Genomic DNA, 20,041 nt, shown 5'->3' with positions numbered 1-20,041 from the left:
CAGGGCAATCAGAATGTCGCACACTCCCTACCCCTCGTCCTATTACGCAGCGTCAGCGAACCCGGCACCTACTCGCGACGCTCTGAGCGATAGTGTCGAGACGGACGTCTGCGTGATCGGCGCCGGCTACACCGGGCTATCCACCGCACTGTTTCTTCTTGAACAGGGTTTTCGCGTCGTCATATTGGAAGCTGCCAAGGTCGGCTTCGGCGCTTCCGGGCGCAACGGCGGACAAATCGTCAACAGCTACAGCCGCGATATCGATACGGTCGAGCGCAGCACCGGAAGCAATGAAGCACGCCTGATTGGGGCGATGGCATTCGAGGGCGGGCAAATCATTCGTGAGCGAGTCGCGCGTTACGGCATCGACTGTGACCTGAAAGACGGAGGCGTATTCGCCGCTTTCAATTCCAAGCAGATGCACCACCTTGAGGCGCAGAAGGCCCTTTGGGAGCGTTACGGCTACGGTCAGTTGGAAATACTCGATCACGACGGCATTCGAAACGTCGTGGCGAGCGAGCGATACATAGGTGGAATGCTAGATCACGGGGGCGGTCACATCCACCCGCTCAACCTTGCGCTAGGCGAAGCGGCCGCGGTCGAATCGCTCGGCGGCGTCATCTACGAACAAAGCGCGGCAACCCGCATTGACCGAGGAAACATCCCGCGAGTACATACCCAGCATGGCCAGGTGACCACGAAGTTTGTGGTTGTTGCCGGAAATGCCTATCTCGGAGGCCTGGTTCCGGAGCTGGCCGCCAAATCCATGCCCTGCGGCACCCAGGTGATCGCTACGGAACCCCTCGACTCGGAGCTCGCGGCGACGTTGCTGCCGCAGGATTACTGCGTTGAGGACTGCAACTATTTGCTGGATTACTTCCGCCTGTCCGCAGACAAGCGCTTGATCTATGGCGGCGGAGTGGTCTACGGCGCGCGAGATCCGGCCGATATCGAGTCGATCATCCGCCCGAAGATGCTCAAGACATTTCCACAGTTGCAGGGCATCAAGACAGAGTTCGCCTGGACCGGTAATTTCCTGATGACACTGTCTCGCTTACCGCAGGTCGGCCGGCTTGATGACAACCTCTACTACTCGCAAGGGTGCAGCGGCCACGGCGTTACCTATACCCATATCGCCGGGAAGGTTATCGCTGAGGCGTTGCGGGGACAGGCCGAGCGCTTCGACGCCTTTGCCAGCTTGCCGCATTACCCGTTTCCCGGCGGGCAGAAGCTCAGCGCGCCGCTGAGCGCCCTCGGCGCGCTCTACTACAGCCTGCGGGACAAAGTCGGGTTCTAATGCCTCACTGAACCGGGCACGCCGGAAGCGCCTCACACGTGCTGGCGCCGTCACGCCCCGAGGGCAGTTCCGCCTTGAATCGCTTGTCGTCTGGTGCGAGTCGCGCTGCACACGCGAGCGCTGTAGCTGACTGGGCTTGGCAACCCCGTTCCGCCAACACCTGGGATAGATTGAACCAGCCTGCCGCGAAGGAACTGTCATGCTGAACGCTGGTTCGCAATGCTCGCTCTGCTGCCTCCTTGTCGCCTTGCGCGTACCGAGCATTGGCAAGCACGAACCAGGACAAACCGCTGGACCAATGTTCCGCAGCCTTTTCATAGGCCTTCAGAGCAGCATCGTCGTGGCCGGTTTGTTCAAGATCATTTGCAGCTTTCAGCCACACCGTTTCCTTGGCGGTACGGGGCAGTTGATCGGGCGCAACCGTTACTACAGCCCAGCGATTTCCCTTGGCCCAGCTTAGCTCGAACTGACGAAAACTCCCGGTCCAGCGTCTTGTGGTTCCGGATCGCAACACCAGGGTCTGAGCCGTCAGGTCGTATCCCACCACAACCGCGAAATGCCACTGAGGCCAGCGATCGAAGGCAAGGTTCTGCAGTACTAGCACCGGGTTCCCGGCCGCCACTTCAGACAGCACAGCTCCTAGCCGCGGCTCCAATTGATAAACCAGCAGATCGTGGGCCCGGGCGGCCGCGACCATCTCAACCTGCAGACTGCCCTTACGCTGCGGAAGATAGACGCGCTTGACGAGCTGCTCCGGCCTGGTGTCGACGCCCCGCTGGGTCAGCATCGTTGCAAGCGCAGCGGGCCCGCATTGATAGTCTTCCTGAGGGAAGAAAGGAACCGCATCCAGCTCAACGCTCCCCGGGAGCCCCGCAGACCCAACCGGAACGATCGGAGCCCGCGCGCACGCCCCGAGGAGGATTACCGCGAGCAGCAGGGCCAGTCGCCGAATCAACGGTTGATACAGTTGACGAAGTTGAAGATGTTAGTGGCGCAAAGCAGGTCGGTGATGATGAAAATCACCAAAAACAGAACGATGATACCGACCACACCCGCACCAGCCGGCGCCTGATCCAACTGCTGGTTGAATTGAGCGAGCTCCGCCGGCGTCAGGCTGTTGATTCGCTGCTCGACCTGATCACGCTCGACTCCCATCGCCACCAGCTTCTTCTGTACATCTTCATCATCAAGCATTGTCAGCAATTGCTGGCGATCTACCTGTTGCTGTTGCTCGGCGATAACTTCCGGGGTGCCGATCATTGCCGCCTGGGCCAATGGGATCTGTGCAAACAGCATGAAATGCATCACGGCCAACAGGCTGGCCACACGCTTCATCATGGGCGAATTGAACATGGCGGGACTCCTTATCTTTTTGTTCGGTAGCCCAGCGCAATTTGCGACGGGCCGTCAGAAGTAAGACGGTGCCGCTGTTCCGCCAGTTCCCTTGCGCGCTATGGTTTAAGTCATCAATCCGTTCACCTACCGACAACAGCTATTTCGTACCCGATACACCTAGCCAAAGGAAAGCCATATGCAAGCCATTCGCTCAACCGCGTTGATGCTGTACAGCGCCATTCTGTTCGGCTGTCAATCTTCCCCATCGGAACCGGTGCAAACACCAGGAGAGTCAGCAGGACAATGCAGCGCCTCTGATCTGCAGAAGCTTATCGGGGAGCGGGCAAGCCCTGCGCTTCTCGACCAGGCACGTCGCCAAAGTGGGGCTGCCGTCGCTCGCATTCTTCGCCCCGGAGACATCGTCACGCTTGAGTACAACGCTCAACGATTAACACTGACGACGAATGAAGCATTGGAAATTCAACGAGTTAACTGTGGGTAATTCACTCAGCCATTGGTCGCATAAACAATCAGAAAAGTCGGTTTAAGGTTGAAGTTCAAGCGAAACGGCTAGTAGGCTAATGAAAGCCTATTGCCATGACAGAAGCCATGGCAGCCCTTTTCGCGAAGGTCGTGTCGAGCTCATACGACCGAATGACGAGCGAGCCCGCATTGAAGTACCAACACGCACGCAACATGGCGCTATTTGGGTTAGCCCTGCTGTTTCTCGCCGTCATGGCTTTGAAAGACTCACCAACCTCACAGCTCTACCTGGGCGCGGATAAGCTCTATCACTGGATTGGCTTTAGCGTTCTGACGTACGCCGCCCACCTGGCGTTCCCACGCGCCCGGCTTGGCTCCTTATTCATTTGGATATTCGTCGGCGCCACATCGATAGAGTTACTGCAGGCGCTTGCCCCATCTCGCACCCCCTCGCTGGCTGACATGACTGTCAATATAGTCGGGATCCTGACTGGGCTCGGCGCCACCCAGTTAAGGCGGCAGAAGCCGGAGCCGTCGAAGCGGCGCCGTAAATCGTCCAGTAAGCGGCGGCGCCGCCGTGTCGAAAGCGAGCATCCCAAAGAAGAAACCTCCTGATCTGCTGGCGGGCGGTTTTCACCGATGCCAAGCTCATCTTGTGACTGTCGAAGCTGCGGAGCATTCCTTCGCTGGCATGGGCCACAAACGGCTCAGGGCGCCACTGCCCTCCGTGTTCGCAGACTCGTCGCAGAGAACCACTTAGGTGGGGACAGCAAGAAGTACAGGTCGTAGCGTTTGATGATGACCTGGGCCACCAGGGGTGCAACGAGCCCGATCAGCGTCCCAAGCAGCAGATGGACCGGAATCGAATCAATACCCATGAATTTGCTGAGAATTACCCGCACTCCGCTCCCTGCGAGAATATGCATCAGGTAAATAGTCATCGAAGAGGCTCCGATGAATAGCAGCCATTGCATGCGGATCCTGCCCAGCCACATTGATAGCGCGATCATGAAAAAGATCGAAGCGGTCGCCAGCGCAAGCACCGGCAAGCCTCCGACTTCCCAGTTCAAGCCAAAGGTAATGTGGAACAGATACTGGCCAGCCACGAACAAAGCGCCGAACAGCAAGGTGAGCGGAACATAACGGGCGAGAAAAAATGTCCTGATCTCGTTAAACCAGATTCCGAGCGCAAAAAACACGGCGTTACCGAAAATGAACCTGCCGAAATCGCCCATCGCCAGGTCCTGCTTGAACACATAAAGCGCACCGAACGCTAACAATATCGGCAAGAAGTAGCGGCGGTCGGCCTTGGCGTAGACAAAAGAACAGACGACAAAGACCAGAAACAACGCATAGAGAAACCAGAACTGCGCACGCGGTGACCAGAGCAGTGAGAACACCTGTCCTAACGTGACCTCTCCATTCGTGTAATTCGATAGCGCCACTTCGATTAGGCCCTGCAGCAAAGACCATACGATAAAGGGGTAAACGACTGTGTCTACCTTGTTGACGATTAGCCCGGCTTTTCCTCGTTTCATCAAAGAGTCGTAGAAAAACAACCCCGACAGAAAGAAAAACAGCGGCATATGAAAACTGTAAATGATGCTGTCGACGAGAAGGTAGGTACCCTCATCCATCGGTAAGCCGGCATTGAATACCCCGCGCGCGACATGTCCGTAGACCACCAGAATGATCCCAATGGCTTTGGCGTAATCGACCCAGGCGTTTCTCTCCTGCATCACATTCTCCTTGTTATGGGCAATACCAGACACACCGCAGCCAGAGCTGGCGCAGATGGGAAAGGTAGACAATGGAAAATGCGATCAGTTTATTGTCGACGCCGAGCCGCCGGTATTGACCGACGTAATGCATCGGCGCCTGATTCAAACGCGAACGATGCGAGCGCTCAGCCGAGCAATTCGGCAAATGAAATAAAGCGCACGGATTCGCCTTCTTCGAGCTGGCTATGCTCGCGCACTTCAACCACCCCATCCGCCCAGGCGGCACTGCGAAGAATGGAAGAACTTTGGTTGGCATACAGAACAGCCCTGCCGGCTTCGAGACGCGCCCTCAGATATTCGCGGCGCTTGCCTGGCTTAGCCCAGCTGAAGCCAGCCGGGACCAGGAAGCTCAACGGTTCGATCTCTGAAGCACCCATTCGCCGCAGCAGATAAGGCCGTGCCAGCAGACCAAAGGTGACCAGCGTAGACGCAGGATTTCCAGGCAATCCGATGACCGCAACACCACGATAATTGCCGCAGGTTAGCGGCTTGCCCGGCTTTATCGCCAACTTCCACAGCCTCAACTCGCCCTCTTCCCGAAGCACCTGACCGAGATAATCGGCCTCACCAACCGACACCCCCCCTGTCGATAGAATCAGGTCAACCTGATGCAGGTCCGTCAGGCATTGGCGAACCTGAGAAAGATCATCGGGTACGATTCCGACGTCCGTCACATCGCACCCCAGGCGCTGTAGCCAATGACGCAACAGCACGCGATTGCTGTTATAGATTTGTCCTGGCTGTAGCGTTTCACCCGGCTCGACCAGCTCGTCACCGGTCGAAAGCAGAGCGACCCTGAGCTTGCGGCTCACCTTCAATCGCGGCATTCCCAGTGAAGCGGCGAGCCCTAATTCAATTGGTCCCAGGCGCACGCCGGCGGCTAAAACCTGCTCCCCCGCCCGCGCCTCGCCAGCCTGAGGTCTGACATGCTGCCCCTTTCGTACCGACTCGACAAAGCGCACTCGGCCATCGTCGAGCACCTCGGCGTTTTCCTGCATCTCCACGCTATCGGCACCCTCCGGCATCGGCGCGCCGGTGAATATGCGTGCACAGCTACCAGGCTCCAGGGGCTCCGGCTGTGTCCCGGCGAAGATCTTCTGGCTGACGCGTAGCGGTTGCGCATGCAGATCAGCTTCACGGATGGCATAACCATCCATGGCGCTGTTCGGCCATGGCGGCAGGTCCAGCGGCGCGACCAACGGCTCAGCCAGTATTCGGCCAACAGCATCGTCTATCGAAACGCTTTCGACGTCCTCGATCGGTGCAGCTTCCGCTTGCCGGAGCAATGCCTCGAGCGCCTGCTCCATCGGCATCAGCACCGTCGACTCCCCCGCCATCATGAACGGCTCTCGCAGGGCGCGGCCTGCTTGAGATGAGGCACGAAGTTGCAGGGGCGATGGCGCGCGTCGAGCTGCTCGGCAAGAATGCCATCCCATGCGGTGCGACAGGCATTGGTCGAGCCAGGCAGGCAGAACACCAGTGTTGAGTTCGATAACCCGGCCAGTGCTCGCGACTGGACGGTGGAACTGCCGATATCGCTTACCGAGATCTGGCGAAACAGCTCACCGAAGCCGTCGACCTGCTTGTCCAGCAGACAACCAACCGCTTCCGGTGTGCTGTCCCGCGCGGTGAACCCCGTCCCCCCGGTAATCAACACCACCTGCACCGTGTCCTCAGCGATCCAGCTCGCGACCTGCGCGCGGATCCGATATAGATCATCCTTGAGCAGCACCCTCGCCGCGAGCCGATGTCCAGCCGCCAGCGCGCGATCGACGAGCAGTTGCCCCGAGGTATCGGTTTCCTCGGAGCGAGTGTCGCTGACTGTCAGAACAGCGATATTCAACGGAACAAAGGATTGATCTGCGAGGTGGCTCATTCGGGCTTCCCGGTTGTTGGACTTGGTTGACGAATGTTATATCACAGGCTTTTGATGGGGCACTTGATGCAGCAGGCCAGGCTTAAGGATTGCTCGATTTTGCTATTGGCCGGCGGGCGCGGGCAGCGGATGGGCGGACAGGACAAGGGTTTGGTCGAGTGGCACGGCAAGCCGCTCGTGGCGTGGCCACACCGTATTGCACGGCAACTGACGGATGATCTGCTCGTTTCCTGCAACCGCAACCAGTCGTCTTACGCAGCCTTCGCGGATCGGTTGGTTGCCGATGATGAAGCGGACTTTCCGGGCCCACTTGCCGGTATACGCGCCGGCCTGGCAGTGGCGCGTCATCGGTGGCTCATAGTATTGCCGTGCGACGCACCTTTGATCGACGAGGCATTGGTAACAGACTTGTACGAGAAGGCTCGAGCGGAACCGGACATTCCGGTAATGGCCCGACGAGGCACCCAATGGGAACCGCTTTTCTGCAGTATTCCAGTGAAACTCGCGGACGCTATCGAGAATGCTTGGCAATCTGGGGAGCGAAGCAATCGCAAGGTACTGCTCACGCTTCAAGCGCGCGCCCTCGAGCTCGCCACGAATGATCCCCGCCTAGCCAATCTGAACTCCCCTGAACTGCTTGCTCAGCAAGCGCCACCCTCGGGAACTTAGGGCTGCTGGCCACCGTCACAAACGCAACCATCAGAGGAGAATCACCATGCGCGCAGCAACCGGACCCGCCCTTGCATTACTGGCCGGCCTAGCCCTCCTTGCAGGCTGCTCGAACCCCAGCGTGATCACGCTCAACGATGGTCGCGAAATTCAGACGCTTGACCACCCCGAGTACGACGATGAAGCCGGCTTCTACGAGTTCGAAGGCATCGACGGCAAGCCAGGGAGGGTCAACAAGGATCAGGTTCGTACCGTTCAGGAACTATGATAACCCGCACTAACGGCTCCAGGCACCTCGCCCGGCGCCGTGAAAAGCGCTCTCTAAGCTCTTGTGGAGCAAAAGTTTTTATGTAGAATGCGCGCCATCTTCGGAGCGTAGCGCAGCTTGGTAGCGCGTCTCGTTCGGGACGAGAAGGTCGCTGGTTCGAATCCAGTCGCTCCGACCAAACTCCCGACATTGGACTAGAAGTCTGATGCAAAAAAACCGGCCACTGGCCGGTTTTTTATTTCTGGCCCAACAGTATCCGGCGCCCGAACAGCCAGGCCTACCTTTCTATACGCAAATACCGCGCAATCTCTATCGTGCGCTAGCGATGTCGGTTAAGCCATCGCCAGCGGCGATTCTGCAACAGGCAACCGCACCTAGCGCCGCAAAAACCATACGACCTGTTCTATTTCAAACGGCCAGTCCAGCTCCGCGCCCGTGTCGGCTCGCCGCAGTACAGGTATACGCAAGCCATAATCATCGACCCATTCTGGCCTATCAGCTATATCCAGCAGCTCTACCAACAACCCACGCTCCACCAATGGCAGAACCACCGCCTCGGCCTGCTCACATAGGTGGCAGCCCAGCGTTCCAAACAGCTGGCATTCGGGAAGATGCATAAATACGGCTCATCGAAACTGGCCGTACAATTCTAGCAGGCTCGTCATGATGCGGCTGTCACTCACCGATCATTCCGTTCCGGCGCAGTAAAAAGAAAAAATGTGACCTTCAACTCACTCAAACGACAGTTTGATTTAGGGAATCGACGCGGCGCTGGCAAACGGCTAGGATGCGGCAACCCAAGCGGTCACAGAGCCGCCGGGCCGGATGTGTACGCGCGCATCGGCAGCAACACTTGATGCCTGCATCGGATTGAAGTAAATACAACTGCCGAGTGATTCAGCTGACGCTTCCCTGTAAGCCTTAAAGACTAAAGTCTAAGGGCTTATATATTTATGTAATGCTTAATTGCATGGCGCCGTAAGAGCGACTTCAGAGCATCATCCAACGAGGAGAAATAAGAAATGCTCAAGACCCCAATCGCCCGGGGCGTGGCCCTAGCCACTCTGGGAGCAACACTGGCCATTCCTACCATGGCTCAAGCTGCCTTTATCGAGGACAGCAAAGCAGGCCTGGAACTTCGTAACTTCTATTTCAACAGGGACTTCCGCCAGGAAAACGCACCTCAGTCCAAGGCTGAAGAATGGGCGCAGGGCTTTATTTTAAGAGCCGAGTCCGGATATACCGAGGGTACGGTGGGCTTCGGCGTCGACGCAATAGGCCTGCTGGGTGTGAAGCTGGACTCAGGCCCTGGACGTACAGGTAGCAGCCTCCTGCCAAAGGGTGCGTCCGGAGCACCGGACGATTACTCGTCGCTCGGCCTGGCTGCCAAAGCGAAAGTCTCCAAAACCGTATTGAAAGTGGGCGCGATCGAACCTAAAAACATAGCGATTTCAAGAAGCGATTCGCGCCTCCTTCCACAGACATTCAAAGGCGCCCAGGTTGTCTCGAATGAAATCGACGGGCTTACAATCGACGCCGGCTACTTGACCGAACAAAACAACCGCGACAGTTCTAACTATGAAGATCTAACCGCCATCCTCAACGGCGCCAATACTGGCGGCGAAGAAATCGGTGACTTCATGTTCGCTGGCGCTAGCTACAAACTGCTGAAGAATCTGACCGGCAGTTATTTCTATAGCAACCTGGAAGAAGCTTACAAACAGCACACTTTCAACCTGGTCCATATCCAGCCGCTCGGCGGAGATCAGTCGCTCAAGACCGACCTTCGTTATACTCGCTCTAAAGACGACGGAGCATCCACCGTCGACAACAGAGCCTTCGGCGCAATGATGACTTACTCGGTGAGCGGTCATAGCTTCGGCCTGGGCTACCAGGAAATGAACGGTGATACCGGCTATGCCTACGTAGGCGGAGCTACGGACCCGTACCTCGTGAACTACGTAATGGTTTCCGCTGACTTTGCTGAGCCTAACGAGAAGTCCTGGCAGGCCCGTTACGATTACAACTTTGCGGCTATGGGCATTCCTGGACTGAGCTTAATGGCCCGTTACCTCACCGGCGATGATTTCGGTGCGGACGGCAAAGGCTACGAATGGGAGCGCGATACCGATATCGCTTACGTATTCCAAGGGGGGGCGCTTAAAAACCTGGGCATTAAATGGCGTAATGCCACCTACCGCAGCAACGCTACCGACATCAACGAGAATCGCTTGATCGTTAGCTACACCATCCCGCTGATGTAATAGCGGCTACCGCATGCAAATGCAGTAGATAGAAAACCCGCTTCGGCGGGTTTTCTTTTTTGCGCATTACCATTTCGCGAAGCCATACGAAGGCTGGGGCACGAGCTAAACGCCAGGGTCAGCAAATCGACTCAAACGAAGCGGGAACCTTGTGCTAACAGCATGCTCGAAACTCTAGGCACTGGGACCTATCGTCCTGGAGATTCAAGAGGAGCTGCAGATGTCTACCGAATCGACTTTCGGCACCAGCGACAACACCCCGATTCCCGACGCAACCACGGGAACGACGGGAACCACCGCACCCCTGTTCGATAAATCAGCACATCGCCGCAACCTTCAGGCCGCGCAGAATGCACTCATCGAAGAGTTCCATACCCTGATCGGCGATACCGAGCGCTGCTCAAACATACGCAGGACACCGCAGGCTCTCAGACTGAAGAGCTGCGCGGCAAGATCAATGCCAACCTGAGCCGCGCTCGTCAAATGCTCAAGGAGCAGGAAGGCTCTTTGCGCGAGCAGAGCCAGGCGGCTATTCAATGCACCGAAGAGTACGTTCATACCCATCCATGGCAATCGATCGGTATCGCAGCAGGCGTCGGCTTTCTCTTCGGCTTGATCACCCGCCGCTGATGTGGGGAATGGATCCAATGGAAACCAAGCACGCCGACGAAGCCCCAGCGCCCTCCATCAAAAAGATGGGTAGTGCGCTTGCCGGTCTCGTACAAGGGCATTTGGAGTTGGTCGGAATCGAAATTCAGGAAGAGCGAGCGCGAGTGTTCAAGCTCTTTCTGCTCGCGAGTATTAGCCTGATACTCGGGCTGTTGATTCTGGTAGGGCTCTCAGCTGCGATTGTGATTGCCTTCTGGGACAGCAACCCTATCGCGGCAATCCTGGTGCTCTGTGTGCTATACGGCGCTGTCCTTGCGGTATGCATCAGCCGCGCAATCCGCCTCGCCAAGGAGAGTGCTTCGCCTTTCCAGGCGACAGTAGAAGAACTGGCCCGCAATAGGGAGCGTTTATTGCCATGAGCCTTCCCCTCAGCAGCTCCAGCGATCTAGCCATGCGCAAGGACCTGGTCCGGTTGCGCATGGAGATGAATCGCCAACAACTGCTCTATCATTCGCAGCCGCTCGCCCATCCATTCCAGCGGATCAAGGGGATGGTCGCGAACCGCAGTGCGGCTTCCGAGCATCATGTGCCGAAGGGACCGGTGATGATCGCGACAACCCTGGCACTGACCTTCTTCGGTCGTCGCCTCGGCAAGGTAGGCAAACTCGCCCGGCTAGGCCTCCTGCTGTACCCGGTTGTTCGCAGGCTTCGCCACTAACCTACGATAAGCCGACATGCAACGGACGCAGCTGACGGTCAGTCCATGCGACATTGTGCATGCCTAATGATCAGCAGGTGCTGTAGGCTGACATTATGCGCACGATGCGTAAAAAAGGACTCGCCGCCGCGTCCGCTGTCGGCCACGCTACTGAACCGACAAACCGGCCGATACTGGCGACATTAGGAGGTTGCTCTTGGATTGGCATACCCTGCTAAACCGCGAACGGCTCGGAAAATCTGTTCACAGCAATGAAGAACTCGGTCGAAGTCCTTTCCACAAGGACCACGACAGAATCATCTTTTCCGGTGCTTTTCGCCGACTTGGACGCAAGACCCAGGTACATCCGGTTTCCAGCAACGACCACATTCACACGCGTCTCACCCACTCATTAGAGGTCAGTTGCGTCGGGCGCTCGCTCGGCATGCGCGTGGGCGAAGTGCTGCGCGACGATATGCCGGAATGGTGCAATCCGGCCGACCTTGGAATGATCATTCAGTCCGCCTGCCTCGCCCATGACATCGGCAATCCGCCGTTCGGGCATTCGGGTGAGGACGCCATTCGCCATTGGTTTCAACAGGCTGCCGGGCGTGGCTGGCTAGATGACATGAGCGATGCCGAGCGAGCCGACTTTCTGAATTTCGAGGGTAACGCTCAAGGATTCAGGGTGCTTACACAGCTCGAATACCATCAGTTCGACGGCGGCACCCGGCTTACCTATGCAACGCTTGGCACCTACCTGAAATATCCGTGGACGTCCCGTCATGCCGAGGCGCTCGGCTACAAGAAGCACAAGTTCGGCTGTTACCAGAGCGAGCTATCGCTGCTTGAACAGATCGCCTCCAAACTCGGACTGCCAAAGCTGGACGAGCAACGCTGGGCGCGCCATCCCTTGGTCTATCTGATGGAAGCAGCTGACGATATCTGCTACGGCCTCATCGATCTTGAGGACGGTCTTGAGATGGATCTGCTCGATTATTCGGAAGTCGAGGCCCTCCTGCTGAACCTCGTGGGCGACGACCTACCAGAAACCTATCGGCAGCTCGGCCCCCGGGATTCGCGCCGACGCAAACTGGCGATTCTCAGAGGAAAGGCCATCGAGCATCTCACCAATGCCGCTGCGCGCGCCTTCGTTGAGCAGCAGCAGGCATTATTGGCGGGCAACTTGGCCGGAGATCTGGTCGAGCATATGCATGGCCCAGCCAAACAATGCGTGGTGCAAGCCAAGGCTATGGCGCGGGAGAAAATCTTTCAGGACAAACGCAAGACGCTGCACGAAATCGGCGCCTACACCACACTTGAGATATTGCTCAACGCTTTCTGTGGTGCTGCGCTGGAGCAACACGGCGGACGTACACCGTCATTCAAGAACCGCCGCATACTCGACCTGCTCGGCAGCAATGCGCCGAATCCCGACTGGCCACTGTATCAATCCTTTGTGCGAATGATCGACTTCATCGCCGGCATGACCGACAGCTACGCGACCGAGATGGCTGGTGAAATGACCGGACGCTCGAGCCCGACGTGATCCAGATGAAGAAGCCGTTGTGGAAGCTCATCGGTTGGCAACCTGGCCGCCCGGCTTGGGGCGCGGCGACCGTCGCCGGCCTGGGCTGTGCGTTACCGCTTCTGCTCGGGCTTTTCAGCGGCCATGCCGGCTTTCTCTGGGCGACGGTCGGCGCATTCCAGGCGGCCAAGGCCAACCCGCTTCACCGCCTCGGCATGCTGCGAATGTTGTTGCTGATAGGTCTTGGTGCCGGTAGCGCCGGCCTCGGCTTCTGGTCAGCGACCCACCCTTTGATCAGCCTAGGCCTATTCGCTTTCTATGGCCTGTTACTGGCGTGGCTGCAACGCTATGGCAGCGAGGCCGGCAAGCTCGGAATCGGCCTGGCCATTTGCTTGTGCCTTGGCCAGGGTCAGCATGGTATAGGCGACTTCAATAATCCGCAGGCGATTGCCGCGCTGTTTGCGCTGGGGGGCCTGTGGGTCACCTTGCTGGCCTTCGGGTTACGCGGCATGCATGGCTTGCGCATGTGGCCATACATGCCTCGAGTGCTCAGCCTGGTCAAAGTATTGCGTCGTCGCGCGCGGCGTACGCCAATCCGTCAATGGCGTCTGCACGCATTGGCTTACATGTTGGCCGCTGCGGCCGGCGGCCTGATCGTAAACCTGGCCGGGCTCCCACGAGGTTATTGGCTGACATTAGCGGTATTCACCACGTTGCAGATGGACCTACAACTTAGCCTCGTCCGCGCCCTGCAAGCCGGCATCGGTATTTTCTGTGCAGCGGCGGTGTTGATCTACATGGGCCATAGCCTGGCCGATCCGCCGGTGATGGTGATGATCATGCTGCCGCTAGTGATGCTCAGTCGGGCATTCCAGGCACATCACTACGGGCTTTTCGTCCTGCAGACAACGCTGAGCTTCGTGCTGCTGGCCGAAACCTTGGCGCAAGATTGGGAGCTGCCTCAATTACGCCTGATCAACGCGGCTATCGGCGTAGGCGTGGCACTGACCGTCACGTTGCTCATGCATTTGCTACGTCGGCTGATCGCCCGGATTGCATCGCGCAAATCCGGACAAACAGCCGCAACCGATCAGGACAGGAACGACTCGATCACGCCTTAGCGTTGATCTCGTTTTCCGGATACCAGACGTCCATCAACGGGCTTACGTTGAACTCAGCAAGCTCGTTGCGCCCCTTGAGCCACGCCTCGACCTGACCGCGCTGCTCCTCGTTGACCGAACCACGGCTGGCCAGGCATACGAAACCGTAATCCTCACCACCGATGTAGCCCAAACCGTTGGCTTCGATGGCCTCGTTCAGAAAGGCCTCGAGGAACTCGTCCACTGCCTTGGCATCCAGACCGTCACGGTAGGTCAGGTTGACTTCGAAACCCAATTCCTGGAATTCGTCGACACAGAGTTTCTTGCGCAAGCGACGCGAGCGATTGGTAGCCATTGAATCGGTCCTTTTTCTAACATGATGACGGCGCGCACTCTAACAGCAACGCCGCGCTTGTGCGATTACAGGCATCGGTCTGTTGGCCTATCCGTTGAAAACAATGGCAACTGTCGGGTTCTTTTGCAGGGCATAGGATTCGCCGACTACGCTTGTCGGATGAGAAGTACGTCACTTCTCGGACGTGGGCATAATGGCCCGCCTTTCTTCCCTGAACGCTGTAGGGAACTTTAATGTCATTGATTTCCAACCTGTCTGCCGCAACCGATCAGGGCAGAGTCATCCGCACATTCATTGGCCGTGTCGCCATCGCCACGCTGACATTGCCGCTGGCATTTTCGACCTTTGCTGAAACGGTCAATCAGACCCTGCCGCCCCGCGTTGCGCAGGCGCTCAAGGCGAACAAGATTGAGAGCAGCGCATTGTCGGTCGTCATGTTGCCACTCAACAGCAGCGCGTCGCCGACCTTCGTGAACGCCGACGTGTCGGTGAATCCTGCCTCGACCATGAAGCTGGTTACCACCTATGCGGCGCTGGAGTTGCTTGGCCCTAATCATCAATGGAAAACGGAATTCCATGCTGACGGACCCATCGAGAATGGCACGCTGAATGGCAACCTCTACCTTAAAGGGGGCGGTGATCCCAAGCTCAACATGGAAAAGCTCTGGCTGTTGCTGCGCGATCTGCGCGCCAATGGCGTTCAGACCGTAACCGGTGACCTGATTCTCGACCGCAGCCACTTCGTGCAACCGTCGCTGCCAATATTCGATGATGACGGCAATGATAAAAACAAGCCCTTCCTGGTCGGCCCGGATTCGCTGTTGGTCAACCTCAAGGCGCTTCGCTTCGTCGCTCGCAACGATAACGGCAAGGTGAACGTAGTGGTCGAGCCACCAATCGCCACGGTTCGCGTCGACAATCGCATCCAGGCCCTGCCAAAAGCCAAATGTCCGGGTTGGCCTGACATACGCTACAACCCGATCGAGGATGCCGAAGGCGTCACCGTTGTAGTGACCGGCAAGCTTGCGGCTGGATGCAGCGGCCAAACTTACCTGTCCCTTCTCGACCATCAGCGCTACGCCGCTGGCGCCGTCCGCGCGATCTGGAAAGAGCTGGGCGGCAGTATTCTCGGCCATGATCGAGTCGCCCCCGTGCCCGAGGATGCGCGAATGATCGCTCGCGCCTATTCGCCTGACCTGGTCGAGATCATTCGCGATATTAACAAGTACAGCAACAACACCATGGCGCGGCAGCTCTTCCTGAGTCTGGGGGCAGAATTTCGCAACGAAGCGGATGTCGACGACTCCATGGCCGCGCAGCGAGTGATTCGCCAATGGCTGGCGAAGAAGGGATTGATTTCACCGCATCTTGTTATCGAGAACGGTTCGGGCCTTTCGCGCGCCGAACGCGTCAGTGCGCGTGAGCTGGCGAGCTTGCTGCAGGCGGCCTGGCAGAGCCCCTACGCGGCGGAGTTCATTTCATCGATGCCGCTCGCCGCGGTGGATGGCACCATGCGCAAACGGCTGCGCAATACCGGGGTCGCCGGCAAGGCGCACATCAAGACCGGGACCCTGAATACGGTGCGGGCAATTGCTGGCTATAGCCGCGACAACGACGGCAATACCTGGGCAGTCGTCGCAATTCTCAACCATCCGCGTCCGTGGGGCGCTTCCTCGGTGCTGGATCAGGTGTTGGTCAGCCTCTACAACCGCCCAGGGAACGAAAGCACGGCACAACGCTAGCTTTTAAAGGTGCCGATGACTGGGAGGCGTCGGCACCGGTTAGCCAGCCGCTCCTCTACCGGGAGCGCGCCGCCCCGCTGCTTATCGCCACAGCACGACGTATCAACCGCGCCCTCCGCACCCTCCGCCGGGCCTCCATCATCGCGCCTGCAGCTTCCAGGCGCGATGAATCTTGCTGTTGCGGCGGAAGTCCTCGTCCAGCGTGGCACCGGTGATTTCCTCGACGGCATAGCGTTCGGCGATGCCAGCGTCCAGCACGAACTTGCGGAAGTTGTTGGAAAAATACAGCGTACCGCCCGCGGCCAATCGCGCCATTGCCAAGTCGAGCAAGGCAACATGATCACGCTGGACATCGAAAACGCCCTCCATGCGCTTCGAGTTCGAGAACGTCGGCGGGTCGATGAAAATCAGGTCGTATTCGTCCCGGTCCTCTTCCAGCCAGGTCATCACATCGGCCTGCTCCAGACGTTGCCGATCGGACAGGCCATTCAGCGCCAGATTTCGCCGTGCCCAGTCCAGATAGGTTTTCGATAGGTCAACGCTGGTTGTGCTGCGCGCTCCGCCCTTGGCCGCATGCACCGTGGCGGTCGCGGTGTAGCAGTACAGGTTCAGAAAGCGCTTGCCGGCCGCTTCCCGCGCGATGCGCAGGCGCATCGCGCGATGGTCGAGAAACAGCCCGGTGTCGAGATAATCGGTGAGGTTTACCAGAAGCTTGACGTCACCCTCCCTGACCTCAAGAAACTCGCCCTGACTGGCCTGGCGCTCATACTGGCGCGTTCCGCTCTGGCGCTCGCGCCGCTTGACTACCACGCGCTCGCGCGAGATGCCCAACGCCTGGGGAATCGCACCCAAGGCATCGTACAGGCGCGCCTGGGCCTTTTCCGGATCGATTGAGCGTGGCGGAGCGTACTCCTGAACATGCACCCAGTCGCCATACAGGTCGATGGCCAAGGCATATTCAGGCATGTCGGCGTCGTATAGCCGATAGCACTGGATATCTTCCTTGCGAGCCCATTTGCCGAGCAGCTTCAGATTCTTCCGCAGCCGGTTGGCAAACATTTGTCCGCCTTCACTGAGGCGCGCCAGCTCTACGGCGGGCTTCTCTTCGGACTGGCGCTCAGCGGGCGCCGTGCGCTGACCTGTGACGAACTGATCCAGCTCGACCTTGATCAGCAGCAGCTTGCACGGCAGCGCGCCGTTCCAGAAGGCGTATTGCTTGTGGCTGCGGATGCCCATGCGCTTGCCGAGGTCGGGTGCGGAGGTTAGAACCGCCGCCTCCCAACCGAGGCAGGCCTGCCGCAGGCGCTCACCCAGGTTCTGGTATAGATAGACCAGGCTCGCCTCATCGCCCAGACGCTCGCCGTAAGGTGGGTTGCAAATCACCAGTCCCTTCTGGTTCTGGTCGGGCCGCGGCTCGAAGGTCGCAACGTCGCCCTGATACACACGGATCCAGCTCGCCAAGCCGGCACGTTCGATATTGTTCTTGGCCGGCTGGATCAATCGCGGGTCCGCCTCGTAACCCCGTATCCATAGGGGCTGCCGGGCTAGCCCCGCCTCGGCACGCGCCTGCGCTTCAGCATGTAGTCGATTCCACAATGCCGGAACGTGTCCGAGCCAGGCGCTGAAGCCCCAGCGCTCACGGCGCAAATTGGGTGCGATGTCGGCCGCGATCATGGCGCCTTCGACGAGGAAGGTGCCCACGCCGCACATAGGGTCCGTCAGCGCGCCACCCGCAGCAGCGATGCGAGGCCAGCCAGCACGAATCAGCACGGCCGCTGCGAGGTTCTCCTTCAACGGCGCCGCGCCCTGTTGAAGACGGTAGCCGCGTTGGTGCAGGCTGTGACCCGAGAGATCCAGGGACAGGACCGCCTGCCCGCGGTCCAGACGCAGGTGAACACGAAGGTCCGGATTAAGCTTGTCGACACTGGGCCGCTCGCCTGTGGCCGTGCGGAGGCGATCGACGATCGCATCCTTGACCTTGAGCGCGCCGAAGTGAGTATTGTCGATACCCGATCCGTGACCGCTGAATTCGACTGCCAGACTGCCAGTCGCCTCGAGGTGTTCCGACCAATCGACCTGCTGAACCCCCTCATATAGCGTTTCGGCATTTACCGTGGCGAAACGATTGATCACCAGAAGCACCCGATTGGCCAGACGCGACCACAGGCACAGCCGATAGGCGACCTCCATGCCGGCGAACCCGCGGATGGCGGCGGTTTGCTCGCGGGCCTCGTCGAGTCCAAGCCCGACGGCTTCCTCTAGCAACAGGCCTTCGAGCCCCTTGGGGCAGGTGAGGATAAGTTCGTGGCGATCAGTCATGGCATGTCCAGATATTGTTCGATCCGTTTGGGCGTGCCACTTTCGGATCTCGTTTCGATATTTGCGCGGCTCGACTGTTCTTATCGAGAAACAGACGCAACAGAGCGGGTGGTAGACACCGCGAGCGCGCGTCTCGCGTGCCTTATGGGCAGCACTACGGTTTGATTACTTGCTTATGACAAAACGATCATTCCCGCCTCGGAGCCATTGGGTTAGAACTCGACTCAGTCCGGCATCGCAACGATGCTGGTAGAACCCCGCCACGCCGGCAGCGGGCTTCGCTGGCAGTCTATCTGCCGATCTCGCCATGAGGTCAACAGGAACACCAGTCAACCACTGAGGGCAATACCCAATGAGAAGACTCAAGCGTGATCCGATGGAACGAGCATTTCTACGCGGTTATCAGCATGGCATACACGGTAAATCTCGCGATCTATGTCCCTTTTCCCATCCGGAGGTGCGCCAAGCCTGGATTAACGGCTGGCGGGAGGGTCGCGGCGACAACTGGGACGGTCTGACCGGCGCGGCCGGTCTTCATCGACTGAACGAACTTCACGCGGTCGGCTGACACGATCACACCGACTTCAACTGGCACGCCCCACCCGGGCGGCGGGCTTGAAGCCCGGGGCTCCCTCAGGGAGCCCCACCGGGAAACAAATCAGCGATTCATATCCTTCCGAGACTGCAACGCAGCGATGGCATCCACCGCCTCGCGGATCAATGCGGGCCCCTTGTAAATGAAACCGGTATACAGCTGCACCAGACTCGCCCCTGCCTCGATCTTTTCCGCCGCATGTCGTCCTTGCGTGATGCCGCCAACGGCGATAATCGGCAGGCGACCGGACAGCGTTTCAGCCAGAACCCTGACGGTATGGGTACTTTTCTCGCGTACCGGAGCACCTGAAAGCCCTCCGGCTTCGTCCGCGTGAGCAAGCCCCGCTACGCCTTCCCGTCCAAGCGTCGTGTTGGTCGCAATGATGGCGTCCATCCCGGCCTGGAACACCGCCTCAGCAACTAATACGATTTCCTCGTCAGTCATGTCCGGCGCGATCTTGATTGCCAACGGCACCCGCTTGCCATGCAGCACTTCCAGATCTTCACGGCGCTGACCGAGCGCATCGAGCAACTGCTTGAGCGAGTCGCCGAATTGCAGACTGCGCAGCCCCGGGGTATTTGGCGAGCTGACGTTCACGGTGACATAGCTCGCTTGGTGATAGACCTTGTCCAGGCACAATAAATAATCGTCTTGGGCACGCTCGACTGGCGTATCGAAGTTCTTACCGATATTGATGCCCAGAATGCCTTTGAAACGAGCCGCATCGACCCGCTCCAGCAGCGCATCGACGCCATGGTTGTTGAATCCCATGCGGTTGATGATGGCTTGAGCTTCGGGAAGGCGGAAGATGCGCGGTTTCGGATTCCCTGGCTGCGGCCTCGGGGTCACGGTACCCACTTCGACAAAGCCGAAACCCAACTGAGACATGCCGCAGATCGCCTCGCCGTTCTTATCCAGTCCGGCCGCCAAGCCCACCGGGTTGGCAAAATCCAGCCCCATCACCCGCACCGGCAAACTGGCTGGGGCCTTATTCAACATGGCGTTAAGCCCCAAACGGCCACCAGCGCCGATCAGATCGAGCGACAGCTCATGGGAAGTCTCGGGCGTGAACTTGAACAGCAACTGGCGGGCCAGGTTATACATACGCAGCCTAAATCCTGGA

At 58.5% G+C, this 20,041-nt stretch carries 21 protein-coding genes, 1 tRNA gene and 1 pseudogene; 14 read left to right on the top strand and 9 right to left on the bottom strand.

Annotated elements, in window-relative coordinates:
* Nucleotides 1-13: 13 nt before the first annotated feature.
* Complete coding sequence (locus DQ405_RS14185) at nucleotides 14-1,297, top strand: NAD(P)/FAD-dependent oxidoreductase (RefSeq protein ID WP_168424818.1); 1,284 nt, start codon at nucleotides 14-16, stop codon at nucleotides 1,295-1,297.
* Between the two features lie 4 nt (nucleotides 1,298-1,301).
* Here DQ405_RS14185 and DQ405_RS14180 read toward each other — a convergent pair whose 3' ends face one another.
* Both DQ405_RS14180 and DQ405_RS14175 read right to left on the bottom strand, forming a co-directional pair.
* Nucleotides 1,302-2,252: a PA2778 family cysteine peptidase gene (locus tag DQ405_RS14180; protein WP_168424817.1), complete on the bottom strand. Its 951-nt coding sequence runs from the start codon at nucleotides 2,250-2,252 to the stop codon at nucleotides 1,302-1,304.
* A complete protein-coding gene (locus DQ405_RS14175) occupies nucleotides 2,249-2,650 on the bottom strand; it encodes a PA2779 family protein (protein WP_168424816.1) in 402 nt (133 codons plus the stop codon). The genes DQ405_RS14180 and DQ405_RS14175 overlap by 4 nt, the downstream gene beginning before the upstream one ends.
* Nucleotides 2,651-2,828: 178 nt before the next feature.
* Between DQ405_RS14175 and DQ405_RS14170 the strand changes: the two genes are divergently transcribed.
* Together DQ405_RS14170 and DQ405_RS14165 are read left to right on the top strand one after the other, a co-directional pair.
* Entirely contained in the window at nucleotides 2,829-3,134 is a 306-nt protein-coding gene (locus tag DQ405_RS14170; protein WP_168424815.1) for an I78 family peptidase inhibitor, read from the top strand.
* A 95-nt stretch (nucleotides 3,135-3,229) separates the two neighbouring features.
* The gene (locus DQ405_RS14165) at nucleotides 3,230-3,730 is read left to right on the top strand and encodes a VanZ family protein (protein WP_168424814.1); all 501 of its coding nucleotides are present in this window, start codon (nucleotides 3,230-3,232) and stop codon (nucleotides 3,728-3,730) included.
* A gap of 92 nt (nucleotides 3,731-3,822) precedes the next feature.
* Here DQ405_RS14165 and DQ405_RS14160 read toward each other — a convergent pair whose 3' ends face one another.
* From DQ405_RS14160 to moaB, 3 genes are all read right to left on the bottom strand, one after another.
* Complete coding sequence (locus DQ405_RS14160) at nucleotides 3,823-4,854, bottom strand: acyltransferase family protein (protein ID WP_168424884.1); 1,032 nt, start codon at nucleotides 4,852-4,854, stop codon at nucleotides 3,823-3,825.
* 167 nt (nucleotides 4,855-5,021) lie between these two features.
* Nucleotides 5,022-6,233: a molybdopterin molybdotransferase MoeA gene (locus DQ405_RS14155; protein WP_168424883.1), complete on the bottom strand. Its 1,212-nt coding sequence runs from the start codon at nucleotides 6,231-6,233 to the stop codon at nucleotides 5,022-5,024.
* Nucleotides 6,233-6,772, bottom strand: a complete 540-nt coding sequence (moaB, locus tag DQ405_RS14150; protein WP_168424813.1) for a molybdenum cofactor biosynthesis protein B — start codon at nucleotides 6,770-6,772, stop codon at nucleotides 6,233-6,235. The genes DQ405_RS14155 and moaB overlap by 1 nt, the downstream gene beginning before the upstream one ends.
* A gap of 66 nt (nucleotides 6,773-6,838) precedes the next feature.
* Between moaB and mobA the strand changes: the two genes are divergently transcribed.
* The 3 genes from mobA to DQ405_RS14135 all read left to right on the top strand — a co-directional run bounded on the left by mobA (nucleotide 6,839) and on the right by DQ405_RS14135 (nucleotide 7,887).
* Complete coding sequence (gene mobA / locus DQ405_RS14145; RefSeq protein ID WP_168424812.1) at nucleotides 6,839-7,441, top strand: molybdenum cofactor guanylyltransferase MobA; 603 nt, start codon at nucleotides 6,839-6,841, stop codon at nucleotides 7,439-7,441.
* A gap of 46 nt (nucleotides 7,442-7,487) precedes the next feature.
* Entirely contained in the window at nucleotides 7,488-7,709 is a 222-nt protein-coding gene (locus DQ405_RS14140) for a YgdI/YgdR family lipoprotein (protein WP_168424811.1), read from the top strand.
* Between the two features lie 101 nt (nucleotides 7,710-7,810).
* Nucleotides 7,811-7,887, top strand: a tRNA-Pro gene (locus tag DQ405_RS14135).
* Nucleotides 7,888-8,083: 196 nt separating this feature from the next.
* Here the strand turns inward: DQ405_RS14135 and DQ405_RS14130 are convergent.
* A complete protein-coding gene (locus tag DQ405_RS14130) occupies nucleotides 8,084-8,326 on the bottom strand; it encodes a glutaredoxin family protein (protein WP_168424810.1) in 243 nt (80 codons plus the stop codon).
* 405 nt (nucleotides 8,327-8,731) lie between these two features.
* Here DQ405_RS14130 and DQ405_RS14125 point away from each other — a divergent pair, with 405 nt between their 5' ends.
* The 6 genes and pseudogenes from DQ405_RS14125 (at nucleotide 8,732) to DQ405_RS14100 (ending at nucleotide 13,928) form a co-directional block, all read left to right on the top strand.
* A complete protein-coding gene (locus DQ405_RS14125) occupies nucleotides 8,732-9,973 on the top strand; it encodes an OprD family porin (RefSeq protein ID WP_168424809.1) in 1,242 nt (413 codons plus the stop codon).
* A gap of 220 nt (nucleotides 9,974-10,193) precedes the next feature.
* A pseudogene (locus DQ405_RS28300) lies at nucleotides 10,194-10,603 on the top strand (DUF883 family protein).
* 17 nt (nucleotides 10,604-10,620) lie between these two features.
* Entirely contained in the window at nucleotides 10,621-11,001 is a 381-nt protein-coding gene (locus tag DQ405_RS14115) for a phage holin family protein (protein ID WP_168424808.1), read from the top strand.
* Nucleotides 10,998-11,300: a hypothetical protein gene (locus DQ405_RS14110; protein WP_168424807.1), complete on the top strand. Its 303-nt coding sequence runs from the start codon at nucleotides 10,998-11,000 to the stop codon at nucleotides 11,298-11,300. The genes DQ405_RS14115 and DQ405_RS14110 overlap by 4 nt, the downstream gene beginning before the upstream one ends.
* 196 nt (nucleotides 11,301-11,496) lie before the next feature.
* On the top strand, nucleotides 11,497-12,828 hold the full coding sequence (locus tag DQ405_RS14105; RefSeq protein ID WP_168424806.1) for a deoxyguanosinetriphosphate triphosphohydrolase: 1,332 nt from the start codon (nucleotides 11,497-11,499) through the stop codon (nucleotides 12,826-12,828).
* A 5-nt stretch (nucleotides 12,829-12,833) separates the two neighbouring features.
* Nucleotides 12,834-13,928, top strand: coding sequence for an FUSC family protein (locus tag DQ405_RS14100; protein ID WP_168424882.1), 1,095 nt, complete (start codon nucleotides 12,834-12,836; stop codon nucleotides 13,926-13,928).
* Here DQ405_RS14100 and DQ405_RS14095 read toward each other — a convergent pair.
* Nucleotides 13,918-14,262, bottom strand: a complete 345-nt coding sequence (locus DQ405_RS14095; RefSeq protein ID WP_168424805.1) for a YggL 50S ribosome-binding family protein — start codon at nucleotides 14,260-14,262, stop codon at nucleotides 13,918-13,920. The genes DQ405_RS14100 and DQ405_RS14095 overlap by 11 nt on opposite strands.
* A gap of 233 nt (nucleotides 14,263-14,495) precedes the next feature.
* On the opposite strand from DQ405_RS14095, the gene dacB reads away from it, so the two are divergent.
* Complete coding sequence (gene dacB / locus DQ405_RS14090; RefSeq protein ID WP_168424804.1) at nucleotides 14,496-16,004, top strand: D-alanyl-D-alanine carboxypeptidase/D-alanyl-D-alanine endopeptidase; 1,509 nt, start codon at nucleotides 14,496-14,498, stop codon at nucleotides 16,002-16,004.
* Between the two features lie 138 nt (nucleotides 16,005-16,142).
* On the opposite strand, the gene rlmKL is transcribed toward dacB, so the two are convergent.
* Nucleotides 16,143-18,323: a bifunctional 23S rRNA (guanine(2069)-N(7))-methyltransferase RlmK/23S rRNA (guanine(2445)-N(2))-methyltransferase RlmL gene (rlmKL, locus tag DQ405_RS14085; RefSeq protein WP_168424803.1), complete on the bottom strand. Its 2,181-nt coding sequence runs from the start codon at nucleotides 18,321-18,323 to the stop codon at nucleotides 16,143-16,145.
* A 352-nt stretch (nucleotides 18,324-18,675) separates the two neighbouring features.
* Here rlmKL and rmf point away from each other — a divergent pair, with 352 nt between their 5' ends.
* Nucleotides 18,676-18,891, top strand: a complete 216-nt coding sequence (gene rmf, locus DQ405_RS14080; protein ID WP_021207445.1) for a ribosome modulation factor — start codon at nucleotides 18,676-18,678, stop codon at nucleotides 18,889-18,891.
* A 90-nt stretch (nucleotides 18,892-18,981) separates the two neighbouring features.
* Here the strand turns inward: rmf and DQ405_RS14075 are convergent, their stop codons facing one another.
* Complete coding sequence (locus DQ405_RS14075) at nucleotides 18,982-20,022, bottom strand: quinone-dependent dihydroorotate dehydrogenase (protein WP_168424802.1); 1,041 nt, start codon at nucleotides 20,020-20,022, stop codon at nucleotides 18,982-18,984.
* Between the last annotated feature and the right edge of the window lie 19 nt (nucleotides 20,023-20,041).

Source organism: Pseudomonas sp. SST3, from assembly GCF_003325755.1.
This window is presented reverse-complemented; position numbering and strand designations above follow the sequence as displayed.